General features: G+C 29.4%; 2 protein-coding genes. Both read left to right on the top strand.

Translation table 11 applies throughout. From position 1 onward, the window contains the following. Nucleotides 1-54: 54 nt before the first annotated feature. Nucleotides 55-582, top strand: coding sequence for a helix-turn-helix domain-containing protein (locus M4L39_RS14480; RefSeq protein WP_277582625.1), 528 nt, complete (start codon nt 55-57; stop codon nt 580-582). Beyond that, a partial coding sequence (locus M4L39_RS14475) for an IS3 family transposase (RefSeq protein WP_277582624.1) occupies nt 579-1,419 on the top strand: 841 nt, incomplete at its 3' end. The genes M4L39_RS14480 and M4L39_RS14475, both read left to right, overlap by 4 nt.

Here is a 1,419-nt window from a genome sequence, read left to right as displayed (position 1 = left end):
TGATGTGAACCCCAAAAGTTGGACTTAAAAATCTAATTTTTAGGGGTGTTTTTTATGTCAAAACATTATCAAACTGAATTTAAAACAAAAATAGTTAAAGAATATATAAATGGGTATTTAAGTTATAACTCTTTAGGTAATAAATATAATATTAATGAAAGCGTTGTAAAGACATGGGTAAATCAATATAGAAAAAATGGTATTGAAGGTTTACAACGTAAAAGAGAGAAAACTGTTTATTCTAGAGATTTTAAAGTTTCTGTTTTAAGATACAGACAAGATCATATGTTGTCATATCCAGAAACTGCTAACCACTTCAATATACCAAGTCACTCAACCATTGCTCGTTGGCAAAGGGATTTTGATAAGGATGGATTACTCGGTGTGACTGAAAAACCGAAAGGTAGGCCTACAAATATGAAGAAGAAACAAAGTAAATCACCACAAAAAATTAACGAAACTGAAAAGGAAGAATTAGAAAGACTACGTATTGAAAATGAAGAGTTACGTGCAGGTATTGCCTATCAAAAAAAGCTACAAGCCTTGACTCAATATCTCGAAAACAAACATCACAAAAAGTGAATTTAGTGCTTGAGTTAAGGGAGCAATTTTCGCTGAAAATTCTATGTAAAGTTTCTAATCTAGCAAAAAGTGTATTCTATTATTGGTTAAATAAACTTACTTCTGAAGATAATAATAAGGAATTGAAAGAAGAAATCAAAAAAATTTGTAGTGATGCGAATTACGTTTATGGATACCGTAGAGTTACACTTGTATTAAATCAAAGAGGTTATTGTGTAAACCACAAGAAAGTACTTAAATTAATGAAACATCTTAATTTGACCTGTACAAAGTTCACGAAAAAACGAAGAAAATATAACTCATATAAAGGCAAAGTTGGACGTATAGCTAAAAATTTAATACGTCAAAGATTTTATGCCGATAGACCATTTCAAAAATATGTTACAGATATAACTCAATTTTCTATAAACAATGAAATAAAACTATATCTATCTCCAGTTATGGATTTATACAGTTCGGAAATTATAAGTTATAAAATGTCAGAGCATCCAACTTTAGATATTGTAATTAGTCCTTTAGAAGAAGCAATAAAACAAAGACCTTCTCTAAGATATCGTGCTACTTTTCATTCTGATCAAGGCTGGCATTATCAACACAAACAATATACTAGCATACTGAATGAGCATAAAATATTTCAAAGTATGTCTCGTAAAGGGAATTGTCTAGATAATTCTCCTATGGAGAATTTTTTCGGGTTACTTAAACAAGAAATGTATTACGGTGAGAAGTTTAAAAACGTAGAAGAACTGAAGCAAAATATACAAAAGTATATTTATTTTTATAACAACGAACGAATCAAGTCAAAATTAAAAGGCTTGTCTCCTACAAAATATAGGA

Origin of the sequence: Staphylococcus equorum (assembly GCF_029531845.1) — a bacterium.
GTDB classification, from domain to species: Bacteria; Bacillota; Bacilli; order Staphylococcales; family Staphylococcaceae; genus Staphylococcus; species Staphylococcus equorum_C.
The sequence above is the reverse complement of the archived record's forward strand: the minus strand, read 5'-3'. Positions and strand labels throughout refer to the sequence as shown.